Below are 23,036 nucleotides of genomic sequence, written 5' to 3'. Positions count from 1 at the left end.
ACGTGATCGACAAGCAATGGGAGTCTGCGGAGGCTGCCGTCTCCGACATCGAGGACGGAGCGTCGCTGGCCGTCGGCGGTTTCGGCCTGTCCGGGAACCCGATCGCTCTGATCGAGGCTCTCCTCGCGCAGGGCACCAAGGGCCTCAGCGTGGTGAGCAACAACTGCGGAGTGGATGACTGGGGACTCGGAGTGCTGCTCGCCGCGCAGCGTATCCACAAGATGACCTCGTCGTACGTGGGGGAGAACAAGGAGTTCGAGCGTCAGTTCCTGAGTGGCGAACTCGAACTCGAACTCACCCCGCAGGGCACCCTGGCAGAGAAGCTCAGGGCCGGCGGCTCGGGGATCGCCGCGTTCTATACCCAGACGGGTGTCGGGACGCAGGTCGCCGAAGGCGGGCTGCCGCGTCGGTACAACCCCGACGGAACCATCGCCACCGCCTCGCCGGTGAAGGACGTGCGCGTCTTCGCGGTGAACGGGCAGCCGAAGGAGTTCGTCCTGGAAGAGGCGATCACCACCGACTTCTCGCTCGTGCACGCGGCACGCGGCGACCGACACGGAAACCTCGTGTTCAACAAGGCCGCGCGCAACTTCAATCCGCTCGCCGCGATGGCCGGTCGCATCTGCATCGCGCAGGTCGAGCAGCTGGTGGAGCCGGGCGAGCTCGACCCCGACGACATCCACCTCCCCGGCGTGTTCGTGCACCGGATCGTCGAGGTGGGCCTCGACATCCCCAAGCGCATCGAGCGGCGGACCGTCGCCGTGGAAGGAGCCTGAGATGGCACTCACCCGTGAGCAGATGGCGGCCCGCGCGGCGATCGAGCTGGAGGACGGCGCCTACGTCAACCTCGGCATCGGCCTGCCCACCCTCGTACCCAACCATGTCCCGCCCGGGGTCACGGTCGTCCTGCAGTCGGAGAACGGCATCCTGGGCGTCGGTCCCTACCCGCGGGAGGACGCTGTCGACCCAGACCTCATCAACGCCGGCAAGGAGACGGTCACCACCCTCCCCGGAGCGGCGTTCTTCGACTCCGCGACCAGCTTCGGCATGATCCGCGGCGGCAAGATCGACGCGGCCATCCTGGGAGCGATGCAGGTCTCCGTGAGAGGCGACCTCGCGAACTGGATGATCCCGGGCAAGATGGTCAAGGGTCCCGGCGGCGCCATGGATCTGGTTCACGGAGCCGGCCGCGTCATCGTGCTCATGGAGCACGTGGCCAAGGACGGCTCCGCGAAGATCGTCGACGAGTGCTCGCTGCCGTTGACCGGTCGCGGTGTCGTCGATCGGATCATCACCGACCTCGCCGTGGTCGATGTGACGGCCGAAGGCCTGGTGCTCGTCGAGACGGCGCCGGGCGTCACGGTCGACGAGGTCATCGCCGCCACGGAACCACCGCTCACCATCTCCCGCACTCTCCTCACCGGAAGGACCACAGACCATGACTGAGAACGATGTCGTCATCGTCGCCGCCGCCCGCACGCCTCAGGGTCGCCTCAAGGGGCAGCTCGCCGCGTTCACCGCACCTCAGCTCGGCTCCTTCGCCATCCGAGGTGCGCTGGAGCAGGGCTCGATCGATCCGGCTGACGTCGACGCGGTCATCGTCGGCCAGGTGCTCGCCGCGGGGTCGGGGCAGAACGCGGCGCGTCAGGCGGCCATCGGCGCAGGGATCGGGTGGGACGTTCCCGCGCACTCCGTGAACAAGGTGTGCCTGTCCGGTTTGACCGCCATCATCGACGCGGCGCGGATGATCCGCACCGGCGACGCCGATGTGGTCGTCGCCGCCGGGATGGAATCGATGACGCGCGCGCCCCATCTGCTCATGGGATCGCGCGACGGCTGGGCGTACGGCAGCGTCGAGGTTCTCGACCACATGGCATACGACGGCCTCACGGATGCGTATGACCGGGAGAGCATGGGCGCGTCCACCGAGCGGCACAACGCGCGCTTCGGGCTGACCCGTGAAGCGCAGGACCGGGTGGCCGCGCTGTCGCATCAGCGGGCGACGGCAGCGCAGGAGGCAGGTCTCTTCGACGAGGAGATCGTCGCCGTCGACGTGCCGCAGCGTCGGGGAGAGCCCGTGCGCGTGACGAGGGACGAGGGCGTGCGTCCGGACACCACCGTCGAGACCCTCGCGGGACTGCGTGCCGCGTTCGCAGAGGGAGGTTCGATCACGGCGGGGAACTCGTCACCGATCTCCGACGGTGCCTCGGCTGTGGTGGTGACGACACGACGGACTGCGGACGCCAAGGGATGGCCCGTGCTCGTGACCGTCGGAGCGAGCGGGCAGACCGCCGGTCCCGACAACTCGCTGCAGGCGCAGCCGGCGCGTGCCATCGAACGTGCGTGCGAGAAGCAGGGCATCGCGCCCGCCGATCTCGACCTGGTGGAGATCAACGAGGCCTTCGGTGCTGTCGTCGCCCGTTCGCAGGAGGAGCTCGGCCTGGACGAGGGCGTCGTGAACATCCATGGCGGCGGCATCGCCATCGGCCACCCGATCGGCGCATCGGGGAACCGGCTCGTGGTGCATGTCGCACACGAGCTCGCTCGTCGAGGTGGTGGTACGGCCGCCGTCGGCCTCTGTGGCGGTGGCGGTCAGGGAGAAGCCCTCATCCTCACCCGGTGACAAGAGTCTCGGGCGGGGAGGACGTCAGGGGCGAGCGTCCTTCGCGTGGTCCTGCGTGTCGGCGAGAGCCTTCTGCGACCGGAACTGCAGTCGCTGGGCCTTCTTCGCCTTCTTGACCGACTGGGGCGAGTCGGCGTCGACCAGGACGCCGCGGCGTTCACGGTTCATGTCGACGACGGCGCCGACCGCGAGTGCCATCGTGATTCCCCAGCTCACCCACGACAGGACGGCGCGCCAGGTGATCGGCTGCTCGCGCGTGCCGCGCAGCAGGGAGACCCCGGCAGAGATCGCAGCGACAAGTCCAGTGCTGAAGAGGTAGCGCATGCCCCCACGCTACCTTCCCGTACCCCAGGTCGCACCGAGCCTTGACAAGCCCTCCCTGATCCTGGCAGGGGAGTAGGTGGTGAAGGACAGGCGGAGGGTGCGTTCGTCGGGGATACCGGAGAAGAACGACGTGCCCGGTACGAAAGCGACGTCGTGGGCGAGCGCTGCGGGAAGCGCCGATGCGGCGTCCCGTCCCTCGGGGAGTCGAACCCAGACGAACATGCCACCGTCGGGTCGGTTCCAGCTGCTTCCGTCCGGGAGCGCGGAGGGAAGCATCTCCAGCATCGCGTCGCGACGAGCGGCATACGCTTCGCGGATGCGCGAGAGCGCGATTTCGCCGCGGCCCGAAGCGAGGTAGTGGGCGGCCGCGGCCTGGTCGATCGTGGAGGTGTGCAGGTCGGCCGCCTGTTTGGCGATCGTGATCGACGAGCGGATGTCGGCCGTGGTGCGGATCCAGCCGATGCGCAGGCCGGGTGCGATCACCTTGGAGAAGCTGCCGAGGCTGATGACATGTTCGGGGGCGAACGCGGCGAGCGAGGGGAGGGCATCCCCCGAGTACCGCAGCTGGCGGTACGGCTCGTCCTCGACGATCCGGAAGCCTCGGCGCTGCGCGATCGCGGCGATCGTGCGTCGTGCTTCGACATCGTGCGTGCGTCCGGTCGGATTCTGAAACGTGGGCACGGTGTAGAAGAACTTCGGTCCATGGTGCGCGGCGAGGCGGTCCAGTGCGTCGAGGTCGAGGTCATCGCCGACGTAGGGGACACCGACGACGCGGGCACCGGCCAGCGCGAACGTCTGGAGCGCTGCGAGGTAGCAGGGCTCCTCAACCAGGATCGTGTCGCCGGGATCGACGAGCGTCGTCGAGATGAGCCCCAGCCCCTGCTGCGACCCCGTCGTGACGATGAGGTCGGATGCCGCGGTGGGTAGCCCGTCGGACGAATAGCGTCTGGCGACCGCGTCCCGCAGTCCCGGGTCTCCCTCGGACGTGGAGTACTGGAGCACCCCCGGGGAGTCGAGCACGGCATCGAACGCGGCGCGGATGCCCTCGACGTCGAAGAGCTCGGGCGCGGGGAGCCCGCCGGCGAACGAGATGACCTCGGGGCGCGCGGTGAGGGCCAGCAGGTCGCGGACCGGCGAGGTCTTGGCACTGCCGGCACGCTGTGAACGCGACGGGAGGGAGAGGATCGGCGCGGCGGCCTGCGGGGCAGTGGGCAACGGGGACTCCTCGGGCGCTTGTCGTTGGGCGGGTGTCGCCCAGACTAGACCCGTCCCGAGGCGCCGGCTTCCCTGCTGTTCCCCGGGCCGACCCGCTATCATGGTTTCGTCGCGGCTCGCCCGCGGCCGCACCCCGTGTATCTACCGGCCGTCGGCATTCCGACGGACAGCGGCGGCACCCGACATCGCGTCCTCGACGCGCGAGAGCCATGACACGCGCCACAGCAATCCCACCACTCACCGAGCCGAGCCTTCTGCGTCTCGCCGGTCTGCCCTACTTCCTGATCGCCTTCATCGCGCGACTGCCGTTCGCCATGATGGTGGTCGGCGTCCTGACCGTGGTCGTGTCCGCCCGCGGTTCCCTGTCCCTGGGCGGGCTCACCTCCGCAGCCGTCGGCCTCGGCACGGCCTGCTTCGGGCCTCTTCTCGGCGCCGCCGCAGACCGCTTCGGTCAGCGCGTCGTCCTGATGGTGCTCGCCCTCGCCAACGGCGCCATGCTCCTGCTCTTCACGTTCGTGGTCTATGGCACCGCGGCAGACGGCTTCGTGCTGCTGGCCGCAGTGGGCATCGGAGCCACCGCCCCGCAGGTCGCACCGCTCTCGCGCTCGCGGCTGGTGACGATCATCAACGAACGGATGGCCGTGGCTCGCCGCGCCAAGACGGTGTCGGGCACGATGGCCTACGAGTCCGCGGCCGACGAGACCGTGTTCGTCTTCGGTCCCTTCCTGGTCGGTATCCTCGCGTCGGCCATCGCGCCGTGGGCGCCTCTGGTCGGCGCGGCCGTGCTCACGGTGGTCTTCGTCGGTGCCTTCGCTTTGCACCCCAGCGGTCGACACGTGTCGCAGGATCGCGACGCCGACGGCAGGGCGCCGTCCGCCGTCTCCGAGCTGTTCCGCCCGCAATTGCTGATCGTCGTCCTCGGCATCCTCGGAGTCGGGATCTTCTTCGGCACGATGCTCACCTCGCTGACGTCGTTCATGGCCGATCGCGGCGCGCCGGAGCAGGCCGGGCTCCTCTACGGGGTCATGGGCGTCGGTTCCGCCATCCTCGCGCTCGGCGTCGCCTGGCTTCCCGCCGCCTTCTCGATGCGGGCGCGATGGCTCGTCTTCTCCGGCATCCTGCTGGCGGGCACCCTTCTGCTCGGATTCGTCGACACACCGGGCACGATGATGCTGGCGCTCGCGATCATGGGAATCGGCATCGGACCCACCCTCGTCACGCAGTACAGCTTCGGCGCCGCCCGCAGTCCGCGCGGACGCTCGGCCACCGTCATGACCATGTTGGGATCCGGTGTGGTCGTCGGTCAGTCGATCGGAGCCGCGTTCGCCGGTGAGATCGCAGAGAACGTCGGCACTCCTGCGGCGCTTCTCTTGCCGATGATCGCGGCGTTCATCGCCTTCGCGGCGGGCCTGGCCAACTGGTTCCTGACTGGTGTGGGGCGCCGGGAGGCTCTCGTCAAGGCCTGAGCGACGATCCGCGGAAGTCCGCGTTCCTCGATAGCCTGGAGGAAACCCCCGGGAGGAGCCCTCGTGGCCGCAGCAGATTTCGTCGTCGTCGCCAACCGCCTGCCCGTGGATCGCGTGGTGGGGCCTGATGGTGAGGAGACCTGGCGCACCTCTCCGGGCGGACTCGTCGCCGCCCTCGAACCCATGATGCGCAGTGTCCACGGAGCCTGGGTGGGCTGGCCCGGTCAGGCCGACGTCGAGCTGGAGCCTTTCGAGGCCGACGGCATCGATCTGATTCCGGTCGCGCTGAGTGCCCAGGAGGTGGCGGAGTACTACGAGGGCTTCGCGAACGACACGATCTGGCCGCTCTATCACGACGTGATCGCTCCTCCGCAGTACCACCGCGAGTGGTGGGATGCCTACGTCACCGTGAATCGACGGTTCGCCGAGGCGGCCGCTGATGCCGCGGCGCCGGAGGGCACGGTCTGGGTTCACGACTACCAGCTGCAGCTCGTGCCGCAGATGGTGCGCGAACTGCGCCCGGATGTCACGATCGGGTATTTCCATCACATCCCGTTCCCCGCACACGGGCTCTACGCGCAGCTGCCCTGGCGTGACCAGGTGCTGCGCGGGCTGCTCGGCGCCGACGTCATCGGCTTCCAGCGCGCGCAGGACGCCACCTACTTCCTGACCGCCGTACGCCGGCGGCTGCGCTACGAGGTCAAGGGTCCCCATGTCTCCGTCCCCGAGGGAGAGGGCACCCGAACCGCGATGGCGCGGGCATTCCCGATCTCGATCGACACCACCCCGTATCTCGAGCTCGCTGCCCGCGAGGATGTGCGCGCGAGGGCGGCGGAGATCCGCGCGAGCCTCGGAAACCCCAAGCGCATCCTGCTCGGTGTCGACCGGCTCGACTACACCAAGGGCATCCGTCACCGCATCAAGGCATACGGCGAGCTGCTCGCAGAGGGGCGACTCAAAGTCGAAGACGTGACGCTCGTGCAGGTCGCCAGTCCCAGCCGGGAGCGTGTGGATGCGTACGTGCACCTGCGCGACGAGATCGAGCTCGCGGTCAGCCGCATCAACGGTGATACCGACACGATGGGCCATTCCGCGATCCGATATCTTCACCAGGGGTATCCGCGCGAAGAGATGGTCGCGCTGTACCTCGCCGCGGATGTGATGCTGGTGACGGCCCTGCGGGACGGCATGAACCTCGTCGCCAAGGAGTATGTCGCGACCCGCGTCGACGACCGCGGGGTGCTGGTGCTCAGCGAGTTCACCGGCGCCGCGGACGAGCTGCGGCAGGCGGTCCGGGTGAACCCGCACGACATCGAGGGTCTCAAGGATGCGATCATGACGGCCGTGGAGATGCCTCCGGCGGAGCAGGGGCGGCGTATGCGGTCGCTTCGACGTCGGGTGCTGGACAACGACGTCGACGCGTGGTCGTCGTCGTTCCTGGCCGCGCTCTCCGAGGTCCGTGGTCGCTGACGTTCCTCCACGACCGAGATACTGAGCGTGCGGCTCACGCCGGAGCCGCCGAGAACCACCCCTGTGATTGGAGAATCCGTGACGCGTCCCTGGATCCCCGGAACCGCTGACGACGACCTGCAGGCTCTGGCTGCCACACCGCGCTTGGTGGTCGCCCTCGACTTCGACGGCACGGCTTCTCCTCTGGTCGCAGACCCGATGGCGGCACGGGCGCTTCCCGAGGTGGCGGTCCAGGTCGAACGCCTCGCCGCTCTGCCGGACACGGTCGTCGCCTACGTCTCCGGTCGCAGCATGCACGACCTCCGCGTGATCACCGAGCACACGGACGACTCCGCGATCGCGCTGGCCGGCTCACACGGCGCCCAGTACTGGTTCCCCGGCGAGGGCGACGTGGACGCACCAGGCGAGGAGACGGAAGAAGGGGCTCGGGAAGAGCTCTGGGCTGCGGCGAAGCCGATCATCGAGCGGTACGAGGGTGCGGAGTTCGAGCCCAAGACCTTCGGCATGGGCGTGCACACCCGCCGTGCGGACCGGGAGACCGAGCAACGCGTCTTCGCGGAGATCGACGCGCTCGTCGCCGAGCGATTCCCGCACTGGCGGCGGCGCTCCGGGCACCGGGTTCTCGAATTCTCCTCGCGCACCGAGGGCAAGGACGCCGCGATGACCGCGCTCCGCGATCGCTTCGATGCCACGGGGATCCTGTTCGCCGGCGACGATGTGACCGACGAGGACGCGATGCGTGTGCTCGGAGAGGGCGACCTCGGCGTGCGCGTGGGCCCGGGGGAGAGCGTCGCGACCCTGCGTGTGGACACTCCACAACAGATCGCCGAGCTTCTGGAGGCGTTGGCGGACGAACGCGCCTCTCGTCGGCAATAGACTTCCGTCATGTCCTCGCATGATCCCTCTCACAGCGCGCCCATCGACATCAAGCCCCGCAGCCGCGTCGTCACCGACGGCATCGAGGCCACGACCTCCCGAGGCATGCTCCGTGCCGTCGGCATGGGAGACGCCGACTGGGACAAGCCGCAGATCGGCATCGCGTCGAGCTGGAACGAGATCACTCCCTGCAACCTGAGCCTCGACCGTCTCGCTCAGGGGGCCAAGGAAGGCGTGCACTCCGGCGGCGGCTACCCGCTGCAGTTCGGCACGATCTCCGTCTCGGACGGCATCTCGATGGGCCACGAGGGGATGCACTTCTCGCTCGTGTCGCGCGAGGTCATCGCCGACTCCGTCGAGACCGTCATGATGGCCGAGCGCCTCGACGGTTCCGTGCTCCTCGCCGGCTGCGACAAGTCGATCCCCGGAATGCTCATGGCCAGCGCGCGCCTCGACCTGTCGAGCGTGTTCCTGTACGCCGGGTCGATCGCTCCCGGCTGGGTCAAGCTCTCGGACGGCACCGAGAAGGACGTCACGATCATCGACTCGTTCGAGGCGGTCGGTGCCTGCCGTGCCGGTCTCATGAGCGAGGAGGACCTCAAGCGCATCGAGTGCGCCATCGCTCCCGGCGAGGGTGCCTGCGGTGGCATGTACACCGCCAACACTATGGCGTCGGTCGCGGAGGCCCTCGGCCTCAGCCTTCCGGGCTCGGCGGCTCCGCCCGCAGCGGATCGTCGTCGCGACTACTACGCGCACCGCTCGGGTGAGGCCGTGGTGAACCTGCTCCGTCAGGGCATCACGACGCGCGACATCCTCACCAAGGAGGCGTTCGAGAACGCGATCGCCCTCGCGATGGCCCTCGGTGGTTCCACGAACGTCGTCCTGCACCTGCTCGCGATCGCCCGTGAGGCCGACGTCGAGCTGAGCCTGCACGACTTCAACCGCATCGGCGACAAGGTCCCGCACGTCGCCGACATGAAGCCCTTCGGCAAGTACGTGATGAACGACGTCGATCGTCACGGCGGCATCCCCGTGATCATGAAGGCGATGCTCGACGAGGGCCTGTTGCACGGCGACGCGCTCACCGTCACGGGCAAGACGCTCGCCGAGAACCTCGCCGACCTCGACCCGCAGCCGATCGACGGCGAGGTCATCCACACCTTCGACAACCCGATCCACGCGACCGGCGGCCTCACGATCCTGCACGGCTCCCTCGCCCCCGAGGGCGCTGTCGTCAAGACCGCCGGCTTCGACGCCGCCGTGTTCGAGGGCCCTGCACGCGTGTTCGAGCGCGAGCGCGCCGCCATGGACGCGGTCGCCGAGGGGGAGATCGAGCCCGGCACCGTCATCGTGATCCGCTACGAGGGCCCCAAGGGCGGACCGGGCATGCGCGAGATGCTCGCCATCACTGCGGCCATCAAGGGCGCGGGGCTCGGAAAAGATGTACTACTCTTGACTGACGGACGATTCTCAGGCGGCACAACCGGCCTGTGCATCGGCCACATAGCACCCGAAGCGGTGGACGCAGGTCCTATCGCCTTCGTGCGCGATGGTGATCTGATACGGGTCGATATCGCAGCTCGCTCTCTCGATCTACTCGTCGACGAGGCAGAGCTCGCCTCCCGCCGTTCTGGCTGGGAGCCGCTTCCCCCGCGCTACACCCGAGGCGTTCTTGCCAAGTACTCGCGCCTCGTGCGGTCCGCCGCCGAGGGAGCGACCACCGGCTGACCCGGACGCTCCGACGTCCGGCGTCCTCCACAGATCATCAGAAGGAAACTCATGACTGCTGATACCGCCCCGGCCGTGCCGAGGCCGCCCGCCCGTCAATCCTCTGCGCCGGAGATCACCGGCGCGGAGGCCGTGGTCCGCTCGCTCGAGCTGCTCGGTGTCACCGACGTGTTCGGTCTTCCCGGAGGTGCGATCCTCCCGGTCTACGACCCGCTCATGGATGCCTCCGAGCTGCGCCACATCCTGGTGCGGCACGAGCAGGGCGCCGGTCACGCCGCCGAGGGCTACGCATCGGCCTCCGGCAAGGTCGGCGTGTGCATCGCGACCTCCGGGCCCGGTGCGACCAACCTCGTGACCGCGATCGCCGATGCCTACATGGACTCGGTTCCGATGCTCGCCATCACCGGCCAGGTGTTCTCGACGCTGATGGGAACCGACGCGTTCCAGGAAGCCGACATCGTGGGCATCACGATGCCGATCACCAAGCACTCGTTCCTGGTGAAGGATGCCGCGGACATCCCCGGCGCGATCGCCGCGGCCTACGAGATCGCGGGCACCGGACGCCCCGGCCCCGTGCTGGTCGACATCACGAAGGATGCGCAGCAGGCGACCGCCCCGTTCGTGTGGCCGCCCAAGATCGACCTCCCCGGCTATCGTCCCGTCACTAAGGCGCACGGCAAGCAGATCCAGGCCGCGGCGACGCTGCTCGCCGAGGCCAAGAAGCCGGTGCTGTACGTCGGCGGTGGTGTGATCCGCGGCAAGGCGTCGGCGGAGCTCCTCGAGCTCGCGGAGTCCACCGGCGCGCCGGTCGTCACCACGCTGATGGCGCGCGGCGCGTTCCCCGACTCGCACCCTCAGCACCTCGGCATGCCCGGCATGCACGGCACGGTTCCCGCCGTGCTGGCGCTCCAGGAGGCCGACCTCCTGGTGTCGCTCGGTGCCCGGTTCGACGACCGCGTCACGGGTAAGGCGGCTCTGTTCGCGCCGAACGCGAAGGTCGTCCATGTCGACATCGACCCGGCCGAGATCTCCAAGATCCGCACGGCCGATGTGCCGATCGTCGGCGACGTGCGCGATGTGCTCACCGATCTCGATGCGGCCTTCCGCGGGGCGACCTCCGGCGCGAAGCCCGACATCGAGGAATGGTGGTCGTACCTCGACGGACTGCGCACCGAGTTCCCCCTCGGATACGCGCCGACGACGGACGGCCTCCTGGCTCCGCAGTATGTGATCCAGCGGATCGGCGAGCTCACCGGTCCGGAGGGCATCTTCGCCTCCGGCGTCGGTCAGCACCAGATGTGGGCGGCACAGTTCATCAAGTACGAGCGTCCGAACGCCTGGTTGAACTCCGGCGGTGCCGGCACGATGGGTTACTCGGTGCCGGCCGCGATGGGGGCCAAGGTGGCGCAGCCCGAGCGTCCGGTCTGGGCGATCGACGGCGACGGCTGCTTCCAGATGACGAATCAGGAGCTCGCGACCTGCACGATCAACAACATCCCGATCAAGGTCGCGATCATCAACAACTCGTCGCTCGGCATGGTCCGGCAGTGGCAGACGCTGTTCTATGACGGCCGTCACTCCAACACCGACCTGAACACGGGTCACGGCACGATCCGCATCCCCGACTTCGTGAAGCTCGCCGAGGCCTACGGCTGCCTCGCGATCCGCGTGGAGAAGGAAGAGGAGGTGGACGCCGCCATCCAGCTCGCGCTCGAGACGAACGACCGCCCCGTGGTGATCGATTTCGTCGTGAGTGCCGACTCCATGGTGTGGCCGATGGTCCCGCAGGGAGTCAGCAACAGCTATGTCCAGTACGCCCGCGAGCACGCGCCCGCATTCGACGAGGAGGACTGATCCATGTCGACCCACGTGCTGAGCCTGCTGGTGGAGAACACCCCCGGCCTGCTGACCCGTGTCGCGGGGCTCTTCGCCCGCCGCGGCTTCAACATCGACTCCCTCGCCGTCGGCGTGACGGAGGTGCCGGGCATCTCCCGCATCACCGTCGTCGTCGACGTCGACGAGCTTCCGCTCGAGCAGGTCACCAAGCAGCTCAACAAGCTGATCAATGTGATCAAGATCGTCGAGCTCGACTTCGCCACCTCCGTGCAGCGCGAGCACATGCTCGTGAAGGTGCGCACCGACAACGCCACGCGCTCGAACGTGATCGAGGTGGTGAACCTCTTCCGCGCCTCCGTGGTCGACTACGCCTCCGACGCACTCGTGATCGAGGTGACCGGTGACAAGGGCAAGGTCGATGCGATGCTGCGCGCGCTCGAGCCCTTCGGCATCAAGGAGATCGCGCAGTCCGGCCTTCTCGCGATCGGCCGCGGCGGCAAGAGCATCACCGAACGCGTCCTGCGCGGCTGACCAACCCGAGTACCGATTTTTCGCCGCTCATCGAGCGCGCGAAGCAAGACGAAACGCAAAGAACAAGGAGAAACACATAGTGAGCACCGAGATCTTCTACGACGCCGATGCAGACCTGTCCCTGATCCAGGGCAAGAAGGTCGCGATCGTCGGCTACGGATCGCAGGGTCACGCCCACGCGCAGAACCTGCGCGACTCGGGTGTCGAGGTCGCGATCGCCCTCAAGGAGGGCTCCAAGTCGGCAGCCAAGGCCGAGGAGGCCGGCTTCCCGGTGAAGACCGTCGCCGAGGCCACCGAGTGGGCCGACGTCATCATGATCCTCGCGCCGGACCAGCACCAGCGCACGATCTACAGCGAGTCGATCGCGCCGAACCTGACGGCCGGCAAGACGCTCGCCTTCGCGCACGGCTTCAACATCCGCTTCGGTTACATCGACGCTCCCGAGGGTGTCGACGTGATCCTGGTCGCCCCGAAGGCTCCCGGTCACACGGTCCGTCGCGAGTTCGTCGCCGGCCGTGGCATCCCCGACATCATCGCCGTCGAGCGCGACGCATCGGGCACGGCATGGGACCTCGCGCTCTCGTACGCCAAGGCCATCGGCGGCACCCGCGCCGGCGTCATCAAGACGACCTTCACCGAGGAGACCGAGACCGACCTGTTCGGTGAGCAGGCCGTGCTCTGCGGTGGCGTGAGCCACCTGGTGCAGGCCGGCTTCGAGACGCTGACCGAGGCGGGCTACCAGCCGCAGATCGCGTACTTCGAGGTTCTGCACGAGCTCAAGCTGATCGTCGACCTGATGTGGGAGGGCGGCATCGCCAAGCAGCGCTGGTCGATCTCCGACACCGCCGAGTTCGGCGACTACGTCTCCGGCCCGCGCGTCATCGACGAGCGCGTCAAGGAGAGCATGAAGGGCGTGCTGGCCGACATCCAGTCCGGCGCCTTCGCGAAGCGCTTCATCGACGACCAGGACAACGGGGCCGAGGAGTTCCTGGCACTGCGTGCGAAGGAGGAGCAGCACCCGATCGAGGTCACCGGCAAGGAACTGCGTTCGCTCTTCGCGTGGAAGCAGCAGGATGAGGACTACGTCGACGGCAGCGCCGCGCGCTGATTCGATTCTCGAAAGAACGGGCGTCCCTTCGGGGGCGCCCGTTCTTCGTGACCGAGGTCATTCTGCCTCTAAACATCCGATGTCTATGCCAGGATGGAGGACATGCGACAGGAATGGTTTGACCGGGCCCGGTTCGGCATGTTCGTCCACTTCGGCCTCTACAGCGGCGCTGCCCGGCACGAGTGGGTCCAGAACTACGAACGCCTCACCGATGAGGACTACCGGCAGTATTTCGAGCACTTCGACCCGGATCTCTTCGATGCGACCGCCCTGGCGCGCACGGCGAAGGAGACCGGCATGGGATACGTGGTGCTCACCACGAAGCACCACGACGGATTCTGCCTCTGGGACTCGAAGCTGACGGACTTCACGTCGGTGACGAACACCGGACGCGACCTCGTGCGCGAGTATGTGGAGGCGCTGCGGGCCGAGGGCCTCAAGGTCGGCCTCTACCACTCGGTGATCGATTGGCATCACCCCGACTTCACCGTGGACTGGAATCACCCGCGCCGTGACGACGAGGGCGCGCACGCGCTGAACGTCGGGCGCGACATGGCCGCGTACCGCGACTACCTCCACGGGCAGGTGCGCGAGCTCCTCACGGAGTACGGCGACATCGACTACCTCTTCTTCGACTTCACCTACCCCGAGGAGAAGGACGGATGGGTGGGCAAGGGGCCCGGCGACTGGGACGCGACAGCCCTGCTCGCCCTGTGCCGGGAACTGCAGCCGAACATGCTCGTGAATGATCGTCTGGGCATTCCGGCCGACTTCGTCACCCCCGAGCAGTACCAGCCGACCTCGCCGATCGTGCGTGACGGTGTGCCGCTGATCTGGGAGGCGTGCCAGACGCTGAACGGCTCCTGGGGCTACCACCGTGACAACACCGATCAGAAGTCGCCCACCATGCTCGTGCAGATGCTGGTGGACTCTGTGTCGATGGGCGGCAACATGCTGTTGAACATCGGCCCGGACGGACGTGGGGCGATCGCGCCCCGCGATGCGCAGACGCTGGGAGAGATCGGCGAGTGGATGCGCCTGCATCGGGGCGCCGTGATCGGCGCCGGGCACGCGTCGTTCACCCCGCCGCGCGAGGGGGTGTACACGCGTAGGGGGAACCGCCTGTACCTGAACCTGTTCAGTTGGCCGATGGGCTTCGTGCACCTGCCGGAGCTCGCCGGGAAGGTGTCGTACGCGCGGCTGCTGAACGACGGATCGTGGCTCCGGACCAGCGTGTCCGATCCGGATCGCGAGGCGGATCTGATGACGCCTGCGGGGGAGGCCGAGGGGACGCTGACGGTGCACCTCCCGGTGCGGCGCCCCGACGTGCTCGTGCCCGTGATCGAACTGACTCTGATCGCCGACTGAGTCCCTCGTGGCGGCGGCTCAGGCCGTCGCCACGGGGATGTCCATGCCCTCGAGCGCGAGGCGCGCGGCTCCATGCAGGATGGCATCAGCGCCCGTGGTCGCGGACTCGATGCGCAGGCGCTGCGTGGCGAGCGGGTGGCACGCCTCGTAGACCCGGCTGCGGACGGCGGCGATGAACGGTTCGGATGCGCTCATGCTGCCGGTGAGGAACACGGCGTGCGGGTTGAAGAAGTTCACGACGCCGGAGAGCGCCTGTCCGAGATGGGTGCCTGCGGTCCGCACCAGCGTCGTGGCCAGGGGATCCGCATCGCGTGCCAGGCTGAGCACATCGGTCGTCGTGTGCACGGAGTCGTTGCCGCGGTCTCGCATCTGCCGCACGAGGCTCGCCCCGCTCGCCACGGTCTCGAGGCAGCCGGTGTTGCCGCAGGAGCAGGGGATGTCGCCGCTGCCGTCGATGCGGGTGTGCGTGATGTCGCCGGCGGCGGAGGTCGCACCGCGGTGCACGCGGCCGTCGACGATGATGCCGCTGCCGATCGCGGTTCCCGCCTTCACCGTGATGCTGTGGCCGGTGTGGCCGAAGCGCTCACGGTGCTCTCCCAGGGCGGCGAGATTGGCGTCGTTGTCGACCGCCACCGGAACGTCGTAGCGCGTGGAGAGGTGCTCGCCGACGCGGAACCCCGGCCATCCGGGCATCCGCGATGGCTGATCGACCGAGCCTGTCGCGATGTCGACGGGGCCCGGAAGGCTGATGCCGATCGCGTGGACGCGGCCGGCGGACGCCAGGCGGTCGAACACGACACCGAGGCGGTCGAGCGTCGCCTCGGGGCCCTCGGTCACATCGACGGCGATCGACTCGCTGTCCAAGAGGGCGCCACTGAGGGAGTGCCTGCCGATGCGCGCGTGGCCGCCGCCGAGGTCTGCCGAGAGTACGAAGCCGTCCGCGGCGATCTGGAGGACCCGGGGACGTCGTCCGCCGCGCGAGGTGCCGTCGCCCGCTTCGCGGAGGACTCCGGCGTCGAGGAGGGACTGTACGCGGAGTCCGACCGTCGATGCGGCGACGCCGAGCGATGTGGCGAGCTCCGATCGCGAGCGGGCCTCGCCGCGCGCGACGAGGTCGAGGATCCGCCGCGTGTGCGGGTCGTCGACGGTGGTGTCAGCGGTGTTCGTCATGGGAGCACTTTCCTGTCGGAGCATCGTCAGCGTAGCGGGGGATGGTCGTGTTTCCCGGGAGTTACGAATTATCAAGGTCCGATAAACATCGGATGTTCAGCTTGCGGCCCCTTGCGAAGTATGAAACGGTAACTTCATACGAAATCCTACTAGGTTAATTCGAGCCTCGAAATAACCAGTTCCCTTCCAGGAGGCATTCAATGAAGAAGTTGCGTGTAGGGGCTGTTGTCGCCGTCGCCGGCGTCGCAGTCGCGATGACCGGCTGCGCGAGCGGCAACGGCACCGGCGGTTCCGCCGACGGCGACACGATCGTCGTCGACATGTGGGCGGGGAGCGAGTCCGACGTCGATGCCCTCGAGGCCCAGGTCGCATTCGCGCAGGAGCAGAACCCCGACATCAAGATCAAGCTGCAGACGTCGCCGTGGAGCGACTTCTTCACGAAGCTGACCACCAACATGGCCAGCGGCAACATGGCGTGCGTGACCGGTATGAGCGGAGCGCAGCTGGGCGGCTACACCGGCGGATTCCGCGAGCTGAGCGACGCCGACCTCAAGACGGCGGGCATCGACTGGTCCGAGTTCAACCCGAGCGCCGACGGCATCCTCAGCTTCGAGGGCAAGACCTACGGTGTGCCCTTCGACGTCGCGACCATGCTCGTCTACTACAACCAGGACATGCTGACCGCAGCGGGCGCCCCCACCCCGGAGATCGGGTGGACGTTCGACGACTTCGACACCATCGCCGCGGCTGCCACCAAGGACGGCAAGTACGGCTTCGGCATGGGCATGGGCGGCTACCAGTGGATGTCGATGCCGATCGCGTACTCCGCGACGCAGCCGGCTTCCGAGGACGGCACCCTGCACATCGACGAGAAGGCGTTCGTCGACGCCTCGACCTGGTATGCCGAGCTCGTCACCGAGAAGAAGGTCGCGGCTCCCGTGGCGTCGGCGTCGGACACCGGCTGGGGTGAGAACCAGTACACGGGCGCGAACGCCGCGATGGCGGTCGACGGCACGTGGAACGCCGTGAGCTACCTCGACAACGAGTCCGGCTTCGCCGCCGGCATGGTGCCGCTGCCCGCAGGTGCGGACGGCAACCCCGGCCCGATCCTCGGCTCCGGCTACGGCATCTCGGCGAACTGCAAGAACCCGGAGGCCGCGCTCAAGGTCATGGGCTCGCTGCTGGGTGAGGATGCGCAGGACTACATCGCCTCCTCCGGTCGCTCGTACCCCGCGCGCACCTCTTCGCAGCCGCTGTACTTCGAGTCGATCGATGAGAAGTACCGCGACCAGGTGCAGTCGGTGTTCGAGGCCGCGTTCGGCGACACCGTTCCGCTGTACATGACGAAGAACTGGCAGAAGCTCGACAGCTACATCCAGCCCAACCTGGTCAGCGTCTACAACGGTCAGATGACGATGGAAGAGCTGCTCTCCAACGCGCAGGCGCAGTTCGGCGAGTGACCCGGCTCCGGCCACCGCAGTAACGCAGCAACAGAGAAAGAACTGAGATGACGATCACGACGAGACGTCGACGATCGCTCGCCAAGGTGGAGGCCGGTCAGGCGCTGGGGTTCGCAAGCCCCGCCCTGATCGGGCTCGCCCTGTTCACGATCGTGCCCGTCGGGCTCTCGATCGTGATGAGCGTCTTCGACTGGCCGACCTTCGGCGAGCGGACCTTCAACGGCGTGGACAACTACGTCAAGCTGTTCACCAGCAGCCCCGACTTCTGGCCGGCGCTGCGCAACTCGGCGGTGTACACCCTGCTCTACGTGCCGCTGAGCGTCGCTCTCTCGCTCGTGCTCGCTCTCGGCCTCGGATCGCGAATCCGCGGACGAGGAGCCCTGCGCGTGCTCTTCTTCATCCCCGTGGTGACTCCGATGGTCGCCAACGTGCTGGTGTGGAAGATGATGCTGCAGCCGCAGGGGCTGTTCAACGGTCTCTCGCAGACCTGGTTCGGCATCGAGCTGCCGAACTTCCTCGCCGACCCGTCATGGGCCATGATCATGGTCGTCGTGATGAGCGTCTGGCAGGGGCTCGGCTACAACATGCTGATCTTCTCGGCCGCTCTCGAGCAGCTCCCCGAGAGCGTGCTGGAGGCGGCGAGCATCGACGGCGCCCGAGGGTTCCGCCGGGTATGGAGCATCATCATCCCGATGATCTCGCCGTCGATCTTCTTCGCGACGATCATGACGATGATCACCTCCCTGCAGGTGTTCGTCCAGCCGCAGATGCTCACCGGCGGCGGTCCCGGCAACGCCACCAAGCCGCTCGTCATGTACATCTGGGAGCAGGGGTTCACCTTCGGCGACCTCGGCCTCGCCGCCGCAGCCGCGTGGATCCTCTTCGCGATCATCATCGCGATCACCGGGCTCCAGTTCGCCGCGCAGAAGAAGTGGGTGCACTATGAGCACTGAGACCCTCGTCCGCCCCACGGGCCGTGCCGGCCGCTCCGATCGGGAGCGTGCGCGCGGCGCGGCGACCACACCGGGTGCCCGCGCGCGACTGATCCTCGCCCATGTCGCGATCTACATCGCGGCGCTGATCTTCATCTCCCCGCTGATCTACGCGTTCTTCTCGGCGCTCAAGCCGAACGCCGAGATGTTCTCGATGCCGCCGACCCTGGTGGGTTCCGAGCTGCGGTGGAGCAACTTCGTCGACGTGTTCGCCTACGGGCCGTTCCTGACCTACATCATGAACTCCTTCATCGTCGCGATCGGCGGCACCCTCGTCGTTCTGGTCGTCTCGACCACGGCAGGGTACGCCTTCGGGCGTCTGCGCTGGAAGGGCCGCGACGCGGTGTTCGTGCTGTTCCTCGCGACGCTCATGGTGCCGGCCGAAGTCCTCGTCATCCCGATGTTCCAGGTGATGCAGTGGTTCAACTGGGTCGACACCTACCAGGCGCTGATCCTGCCCTTCGCCTTCGGGGCCTTCGGCACGTTCCTGATGCGGCAGTTCTTCCGCGGCATCCCGTACGAGCTGGAGGAGGCGGCACGCGTCGACGGCGCCGGCCCCGTGCGCTCGTTCCTGCAGATCATCCTTCCCCTGTCGAAGTCGGCCGTGGCGGTGCTCGCGGTGTTCACGTTCCTCTCGTTCTGGAACAGCTACCTGTGGCCGCTGATCGTGACGGTCGACTACAACGCGCACGGAACGCTCCCCGTCGGACTCGCGAGCTTCGCAGGACTCACCGGCACGCGGTGGGACCTGCAGATGGCCGCGGCCATCATCTCGATGGTGCCGACGACGATTCTCGTGATCGTGTTGCAGAAGCACCTCGTCAAGGGCATCGCGATGGCAGGACTGGGCGGGCGCTGAGCATGATCGGTCAGGAACAGCGCACCACCATGCCCGTCGACGGCATCGTCCTCCCCGACGGCACCGGTCTGGTCGGGATCGACATCGGCGGCACCAAGATCGCGGCCCTCCTCGTCAGTGCCGAAGGAACAGTCCTCGCCAGGGGAAGCGTCCCGGCACCCGCTGCCCTCGGCGGAGGCGCGATGGCCGATGCGGCGGCAGAACTCACCCGCGCGCTGGTCGCCGAGGCCGACGTGACACTCGTCGCGGCAGGGGTCGGCGCAGCGGGGGTCATCGACCATGAGACCGGGACGATCCGCGCGGCATCGGCCACCTTCGTCGGGTGGGCGGGGTTCCCCCTGGCGGACGAACTCGAAGCACGTCTCGGCGTCCCCGTACGTGTCGAGAACGACGTCAACGCCTTCCTGCTCGGCGAGGCCGCCGCCGACGGGCGCACGGACCGCGATGTGCTCGGCGTGATGCTCGGCACGGGCGTCGGCGGTGCGCTCATGATCGACGGTGAACTCCATCACGGTCCGCACGGTGCGGCGGGGGAGATCGGACACACCCCCGGCTACAGCGAGCTCGTGTGCACCTGTGGCCAGACCGGCCATCTGGAGACATTGGCGTCGGGCACCTCGATCGCACTGCGCTTTCAGGAGCGCACGGCGGGACCGATCCTCGACGCCAGAGACGTCGCCGACCGTGCCCGACAGGGCGACGTGGACGCGATCGCGGTGTTCGACGCCGCCGGACACGCGCTCGCGCTCGCGTGTGCCAGTGCGGCGACGATCATCGATCTGCCCTGTGCGATCGTGGGCGGCGGCGTCGCCACCGCCTGGGACCTCCTCGAGCCGGCGATCGCGCGCACGCTGCGCACGGACTCCCCGGTATCGGGCATCCCGCTGCGCATCATCCCCGCCGTCCTCGGTTCCGATGCCGTCGCTCTCGGCGCCATCGAGACCGCCCGCCGTGCCCTCGTGCCGGCACGAGCACACTGATCCCGGTTCGCACCGAACACCCGATGGCCCCCGAACACCCGATGAGTCCACCCGACGACCCCCGACAAGGAGCACACCACGTGACTGCACGTCCCGAAGCCCACGAGATCTGGATGGGTTCCCTTCCTTCCGTCGTAGACGGCGGGCTCCCGAGACCCCGCATCGGCATCGCCGGGATCTCGATCGAGTCGAGCACGTTCTCCCCTCATATCTCCGGTGACGAGGCCTTCACGGTCCGCACCGGAGAGGCCCTGCGCGCGTATTATCCCTTCCTCGAGGACGGGCGCGAGCTCGAAGCCGCCGCGGAGTGGGTGCCGCTCACACACGGACGCTCTCTGCCGGGCGGCGCCGTGGCTCCGGAGACCTACCACCGGATGAAGGATGCGATCGTGGAGGGCATCCGCACGCAGGGGCCCTTCGACGGCTTCTTCTTCGACATCCACGGCGCCATGAGCGTCGTCGGCATGGAGGACGCCGAGGGGGATCTCGCTCTCGCGGTGCGCGCAGCCCTCGGCCCCGACACGCTGGTGTCGACGTCGATGGATCTGCACGGCAACGTCTCAGAGGTGCTGCGCGACGCGGTCGATCTGCTGACCTGCTACCGGATGGCGCCGCACGAGGACTGGATGAACACCAAGGAGAGGGCGGTGTGGAACCTGCTCTCGCGACTGCGGGGGCCGCACGGCACCGACCCGCTGCGTCGGCGCCCGTTCACGGCGTGGGTGCCGGTCCCGGTGCTGCTGCCCGGGGAGAAGACCAGCACCCGCCTGGAGCCGGCGCGCAGCATCTACGCGCAGCTGCCCGAGATCGAAGCGCTTCCCGGCGTCGTCGACGCCTCGGTGTGGATCGGCTATGCCTGGGCGGATGAGCCGCGGTGCCAGGCGTACGTCGTGGTCACCGGTGACGACGAGGAGCTGATCGCCCGTGAGGCCGAGCGCGTGGCGCGGATGTTCTGGGACGCCCGCGAGGACTTCGTCTTCGTGGCCGAGACCGGATCCCTCGATGAGGCGCTCGAGAAGGCGCTCGCCCCGGGAGCGCCGCATCCGTACCTGATCTCGGACTCGGGCGACAACCCGACCGCCGGTGGTGCGGGCGACGTGACCTGGACGCTCGCGCACCTGCTGCAGCGTGCGGAGCTCACCGACGGCAGCCGCACCACGCTGGTCGCCTCGATCTTCGATCCCGTGGCCGTCACCCAGGCAGCGGCCGCCGGTGTCGGCGCCACCGTCACCCTCGACGCCGGCGCAGGGGTCGACGCAGGCCCGCACGGCCCCGTGCCGATCACCGGGACCGTGTTCTCCATCACCGACGGGGATCCCGATGCGGGCACGCAGGTCGTGATCGCAGTGGGCGGGCTGCACGCCATCATCACCGAGCGCCGCAAGCCGTTCCACCACCTCTCGGATTTCCGGATGCTGGGGCTCGAGCCCACGAGCGCCGACATCGTCGTGGTGAAGATCGGCTACCTCGAACCGGAGCTGTACAAGCTCGCCGTGGGCTGGACCCTCGCATTGACGCCCGGAGGTGTCGATCAGGACCTGCTGCGTCTGGGCCACCACCGCCTGCGGCCCGGCGTCTACCCCTTCGACCCGAACGGGAATCCCGATCTCACCGCGGTCGTCGTCCGTCGCGGAACCCCTGAGGAGCAGAGCGCATGATGAACTTCGAGAAGCGCACCGGACCGGACCTCGGCGCGGACGCTCCGACGTACCCCACGCAGGGTGTGCCCGACTGGTACCGCGACGCGAAGCTCGGCTTCTTCGTGCACTGGGGTCTCTACTCGGTGCCGGCGTGGGCCGTGCAGCACGGCGAGGGCGTGAACATCCCGACCGAGGACGCGTACGCCTGGCACCAGTACGCCGAGTGGTACGGCAACACCGTGCGCATCGCCGGCAGCCCCACGTGGGAGCGGCACCAGCAGCTGTTCGGGCCGGGCACCTCGTACGAGGACCTCGCCGATCGGTGGGATGCCTCGGCGTTCGACGCGGATGCCTTCGTGGGCGAGCTCGTCGGCGCGGGAGCCCGGTACGTCATCCCCACGACGAAGCACCACGAGGGGTTCTGTCTGTGGGACACCGCGACGACCGGCTTCAACGCGGTGGCTCGTGGTCCGCGCCGTGACCTGATCTCCGAGTTCCACGATGCCACCCGCCGGGCGGGTGCGAAGTTCGGCGTCTACTACTCGGGCGCGCTCGACTGGCACGTGAGCGACTTCCCGGCGATCGAATCGGACACCGATCTGTTCCGGTTCCGTCGCAACGACGCGCACTTCGCCCGCTACTCCGCCGCACAACTCGACGAGCTCGTGGCGCGCTTCTCGCCCGACGTGCTCTGGAACGACATCGAGTGGCCGGACGGTGGCAAGGGGCGTGACGAGTACGCGGTCGCCGCGCTCCTGGAGCGGTACTTCGATGCCGTACCGGATGGTGTCGTCAACGACCGCTGGGGTGTGCCGTACCACGGCTTCCTCACCCGCGAATACACGGACATCCCCGAGATCATCCCGGAGCCATGGGAGTCGACCCGCGGCCTCGGCTACTCGTTCGGCTTCAACCAGGCGGAGGACGAGCGGCACTCGCTGTCCGGTGCGGCGCTCATCCGCCTGCTCGTCGACGTCGTGGCCAAGAACGGCAATCTGCTGATCAACGTGGGCCCTGCGGCCGACGGCTCGATCCCGGAACTGCAGCGGAGCGCGATGCGCGAGCTGGGTGCGTGGCTGCAGGCGAACGGGCACGCGATCTACGGCACACGACCGTGGATCCGGATGGGGGAGCGGAGCGGCGCTCCGCGTCGCTACACGACCACAGGGGCGACGGTGCACATGCACGCGCTCGACCCGAGCGTCGGCACGATCGGGTTGCCCGATGAACTGCGCACGCGCGATCTGCGCTGGTCGGACGGGTCCGTCGCCGAGCGGTCGGCGCAGGACAGCGCGGTCGTCGTGATCCCGGCCGGTCTGCGCGAAGAGGCTGTCGCGGTCCTGTCCGCAGGCTGAGACGGATCGGATCGCGACGAGGCGAGGGCCCTCCC

20 protein-coding genes are annotated in these 23,036 nt (G+C 68.1%); 17 read left to right on the top strand and 3 right to left on the bottom strand.

Annotated elements, in window-relative coordinates; translation table 11 throughout:
• The first annotated feature begins 2 nt into the window (after positions 1-2).
• The 3 genes from GZ64_RS0106110 to GZ64_RS0106100 are packed head-to-tail and all read left to right on the top strand — an operon-like array spanning position 3 to position 2,623.
• On the top strand, positions 3-776 hold the full coding sequence (locus tag GZ64_RS0106110) for a CoA transferase subunit A (protein WP_029265514.1): 774 nt from the start codon (positions 3-5) through the stop codon (positions 774-776).
• 1 nt (position 777) lies between these two features.
• Entirely contained in the window at positions 778-1,446 is a 669-nt protein-coding gene (locus GZ64_RS0106105; protein WP_029259037.1) for a CoA transferase subunit B, read from the top strand.
• Entirely contained in the window at positions 1,439-2,623 is a 1,185-nt protein-coding gene (locus GZ64_RS0106100; RefSeq protein ID WP_029265513.1) for an acetyl-CoA C-acetyltransferase, read from the top strand. Before GZ64_RS0106105 ends, GZ64_RS0106100 begins: the two co-directional genes overlap by 8 nt.
• A gap of 24 nt (positions 2,624-2,647) precedes the next feature.
• Here GZ64_RS0106100 and GZ64_RS0106095 read toward each other — a convergent pair whose 3' ends face one another.
• Together GZ64_RS0106095 and GZ64_RS0106090 are read right to left on the bottom strand one after the other, a co-directional pair.
• Positions 2,648-2,947, bottom strand: coding sequence for a hypothetical protein (locus GZ64_RS0106095; protein ID WP_021200371.1), 300 nt, complete (start codon positions 2,945-2,947; stop codon positions 2,648-2,650).
• A gap of 9 nt (positions 2,948-2,956) precedes the next feature.
• Complete coding sequence (locus GZ64_RS0106090; protein ID WP_029265511.1) at positions 2,957-4,162, bottom strand: aminotransferase-like domain-containing protein; 1,206 nt, start codon at positions 4,160-4,162, stop codon at positions 2,957-2,959.
• A 209-nt stretch (positions 4,163-4,371) separates the two neighbouring features.
• Between GZ64_RS0106090 and GZ64_RS0106085 the strand changes: the two genes are divergently transcribed.
• The 8 genes from GZ64_RS0106085 (at position 4,372) to GZ64_RS0106050 (ending at position 14,545) form a co-directional block, all read left to right on the top strand.
• Positions 4,372-5,628 (top strand): MFS transporter, encoded by a 1,257-nt coding sequence (locus GZ64_RS0106085; protein WP_021200373.1) that lies wholly within the window; start codon positions 4,372-4,374, stop codon positions 5,626-5,628.
• Positions 5,629-5,691: 63 nt separating this feature from the next.
• Positions 5,692-7,098 carry an alpha,alpha-trehalose-phosphate synthase (UDP-forming) gene (locus GZ64_RS0106080; RefSeq protein WP_021200374.1) on the top strand — a complete coding sequence of 469 codons (1,407 nt, stop codon included), beginning with the start codon at positions 5,692-5,694 and terminating at the stop codon, positions 7,096-7,098.
• 78 nt (positions 7,099-7,176) lie between these two features.
• Positions 7,177-7,974 (top strand): trehalose-phosphatase, encoded by a 798-nt coding sequence (otsB, locus tag GZ64_RS0106075; protein ID WP_029265510.1) that lies wholly within the window; start codon positions 7,177-7,179, stop codon positions 7,972-7,974.
• Positions 7,975-7,983: 9 nt separating this feature from the next.
• Entirely contained in the window at positions 7,984-9,702 is a 1,719-nt protein-coding gene (gene ilvD, locus GZ64_RS19995; protein ID WP_021200376.1) for a dihydroxy-acid dehydratase, read from the top strand.
• Positions 9,703-9,753: 51 nt separating this feature from the next.
• Positions 9,754-11,556, top strand: coding sequence for an acetolactate synthase large subunit (locus tag GZ64_RS19990; protein WP_021200377.1), 1,803 nt, complete (start codon positions 9,754-9,756; stop codon positions 11,554-11,556).
• Between the two features lie 3 nt (positions 11,557-11,559).
• Complete coding sequence (gene ilvN / locus GZ64_RS0106060) at positions 11,560-12,069, top strand: acetolactate synthase small subunit (RefSeq protein ID WP_017830816.1); 510 nt, start codon at positions 11,560-11,562, stop codon at positions 12,067-12,069.
• Positions 11,957-13,177, top strand: a complete 1,221-nt coding sequence (gene ilvC, locus GZ64_RS0106055; RefSeq protein ID WP_331280733.1) for a ketol-acid reductoisomerase — start codon at positions 11,957-11,959, stop codon at positions 13,175-13,177. The genes ilvN and ilvC overlap by 113 nt, the downstream gene beginning before the upstream one ends.
• A gap of 93 nt (positions 13,178-13,270) precedes the next feature.
• On the top strand, positions 13,271-14,545 hold the full coding sequence (locus GZ64_RS0106050) for an alpha-L-fucosidase (protein WP_373695051.1): 1,275 nt from the start codon (positions 13,271-13,273) through the stop codon (positions 14,543-14,545).
• Between the two features lie 18 nt (positions 14,546-14,563).
• Here the strand turns inward: GZ64_RS0106050 and GZ64_RS0106045 are convergent, their stop codons facing one another.
• On the bottom strand, positions 14,564-15,715 hold the full coding sequence (locus GZ64_RS0106045) for an ROK family transcriptional regulator (protein ID WP_021200380.1): 1,152 nt from the start codon (positions 15,713-15,715) through the stop codon (positions 14,564-14,566).
• A gap of 200 nt (positions 15,716-15,915) precedes the next feature.
• On the opposite strand from GZ64_RS0106045, the gene GZ64_RS0106040 reads away from it, so the two are divergent.
• The 6 genes from GZ64_RS0106040 to GZ64_RS0106015 all read left to right on the top strand — a co-directional run bounded on the left by GZ64_RS0106040 (position 15,916) and on the right by GZ64_RS0106015 (position 23,001).
• Positions 15,916-17,175 (top strand): ABC transporter substrate-binding protein, encoded by a 1,260-nt coding sequence (locus tag GZ64_RS0106040; RefSeq protein WP_029265506.1) that lies wholly within the window; start codon positions 15,916-15,918, stop codon positions 17,173-17,175.
• A gap of 47 nt (positions 17,176-17,222) precedes the next feature.
• On the top strand, positions 17,223-18,128 hold the full coding sequence (locus GZ64_RS0106035; RefSeq protein ID WP_017830811.1) for a carbohydrate ABC transporter permease: 906 nt from the start codon (positions 17,223-17,225) through the stop codon (positions 18,126-18,128).
• Complete coding sequence (locus tag GZ64_RS0106030; protein ID WP_029259044.1) at positions 18,118-19,026, top strand: carbohydrate ABC transporter permease; 909 nt, start codon at positions 18,118-18,120, stop codon at positions 19,024-19,026. The genes GZ64_RS0106035 and GZ64_RS0106030 overlap by 11 nt, the downstream gene beginning before the upstream one ends.
• 2 nt (positions 19,027-19,028) lie before the next feature.
• A complete protein-coding gene (locus GZ64_RS0106025; RefSeq protein WP_081859684.1) occupies positions 19,029-20,006 on the top strand; it encodes an ROK family protein in 978 nt (325 codons plus the stop codon).
• 113 nt (positions 20,007-20,119) lie between these two features.
• A complete protein-coding gene (locus GZ64_RS0106020) occupies positions 20,120-21,664 on the top strand; it encodes a M81 family metallopeptidase (RefSeq protein ID WP_331280732.1) in 1,545 nt (514 codons plus the stop codon).
• On the top strand, positions 21,661-23,001 hold the full coding sequence (locus GZ64_RS0106015) for an alpha-L-fucosidase (protein ID WP_029265503.1): 1,341 nt from the start codon (positions 21,661-21,663) through the stop codon (positions 22,999-23,001). Before GZ64_RS0106020 ends, GZ64_RS0106015 begins: the two co-directional genes overlap by 4 nt.
• The last annotated feature ends 35 nt before the right edge of the window (positions 23,002-23,036 follow it).

Origin of the sequence: Microbacterium sp. Cr-K32 (assembly GCF_000708345.1) — a bacterium.
Lineage (GTDB): Bacteria > Actinomycetota > Actinomycetes > Actinomycetales > Microbacteriaceae > Microbacterium > Microbacterium maritypicum_A.
This window is presented reverse-complemented; position numbering and strand designations above follow the sequence as displayed.

Bases quoted from the DNA above. Each gene is read 5' to 3' on its own strand.
- GZ64_RS0106035 (WP_017830811.1), top strand. From the start codon at position 17,223: ATGACGATCACGACGAGACGTCGACGATCGCTCGCCAAGGTGGAGGCC.
- ilvC (WP_331280733.1), top strand. From the start codon at position 11,957: ATGCGATGCTGCGCGCGCTCGAGCCCTTCGGCATCAAGGAGATCGCGC.
- GZ64_RS0106105 (WP_029259037.1), top strand. From the start codon at position 778: ATGGCACTCACCCGTGAGCAGATGGCGGCCCGCGCGGCGATCGAGCTG.
- GZ64_RS0106085 (WP_021200373.1), top strand. From the start codon at position 4,372: ATGACACGCGCCACAGCAATCCCACCACTCACCGAGCCGAGCCTTCTG.
- GZ64_RS0106040 (WP_029265506.1), top strand. From the start codon at position 15,916: ATGAAGAAGTTGCGTGTAGGGGCTGTTGTCGCCGTCGCCGGCGTCGCA.
- GZ64_RS0106025 (WP_081859684.1), top strand. From the start codon at position 19,029: ATGATCGGTCAGGAACAGCGCACCACCATGCCCGTCGACGGCATCGTC.
- GZ64_RS0106100 (WP_029265513.1), top strand. From the start codon at position 1,439: ATGACTGAGAACGATGTCGTCATCGTCGCCGCCGCCCGCACGCCTCAG.
- GZ64_RS0106045 (WP_021200380.1), bottom strand. From the start codon at position 15,715: ATGACGAACACCGCTGACACCACCGTCGACGACCCGCACACGCGGCGG.
- GZ64_RS19990 (WP_021200377.1), top strand. From the start codon at position 9,754: ATGACTGCTGATACCGCCCCGGCCGTGCCGAGGCCGCCCGCCCGTCAA.
- ilvN (WP_017830816.1), top strand. From the start codon at position 11,560: ATGTCGACCCACGTGCTGAGCCTGCTGGTGGAGAACACCCCCGGCCTG.
- GZ64_RS0106030 (WP_029259044.1), top strand. From the start codon at position 18,118: ATGAGCACTGAGACCCTCGTCCGCCCCACGGGCCGTGCCGGCCGCTCC.
- GZ64_RS0106095 (WP_021200371.1), bottom strand. From the start codon at position 2,947: ATGCGCTACCTCTTCAGCACTGGACTTGTCGCTGCGATCTCTGCCGGG.
- GZ64_RS0106050 (WP_373695051.1), top strand. From the start codon at position 13,271: ATGGAGGACATGCGACAGGAATGGTTTGACCGGGCCCGGTTCGGCATG.
- GZ64_RS0106015 (WP_029265503.1), top strand. From the start codon at position 21,661: ATGATGAACTTCGAGAAGCGCACCGGACCGGACCTCGGCGCGGACGCT.
- GZ64_RS0106020 (WP_331280732.1), top strand. From the start codon at position 20,120: ATGGGTTCCCTTCCTTCCGTCGTAGACGGCGGGCTCCCGAGACCCCGC.
- ilvD (WP_021200376.1), top strand. From the start codon at position 7,984: ATGTCCTCGCATGATCCCTCTCACAGCGCGCCCATCGACATCAAGCCC.